This is a genomic window from Anoxybacillus sp. LAT27, from assembly GCF_022030075.1.
GTDB lineage: Bacteria > Bacillota > Bacilli > Bacillales > Anoxybacillaceae > Anoxybacillus > Anoxybacillus kestanbolensis.
The window spans coordinates 1-281 of the sequence record NZ_JAIWYK010000141.1; the positions used below are offsets into that span (position 1 = coordinate 1).

Consider the following 281-nt stretch of genomic DNA (forward strand, 5'->3'; position numbering starts at 1 on the left):
TGCTGGCCGACTGGCACCCGGACATTATCGAATTCATCGTCTCGAAAATGCAAAACCCGCGCATTTTGCGCTACCTGCTTGAAAATATGGAAGACGAGGGCATCAAAAAAGCAGCGCGCGACAAACTGAAATTCACGCCGCTCACCGAGCGGGAGCGGGCGATGTACGAAGCGATCGTCCGGTACAAAAACGCGCCTGACTACGGCGGCTTCACAGAGGAAATTATCAAAGATGCCGAAGAAAAACTGCGCACCGGCGGTACATACACGGTGCACAACCCG

The 281-nt window shown here is 54.1% G+C and carries 1 pseudogene; it reads left to right on the forward strand.

Annotated elements, in window-relative coordinates:
• Nucleotides 1-2: 2 nt before the first annotated feature.
• Nucleotides 3-281 (forward strand): annotated as a pseudogene (locus LD028_RS08865) (vitamin B12-dependent ribonucleotide reductase); the annotation flags it as partial.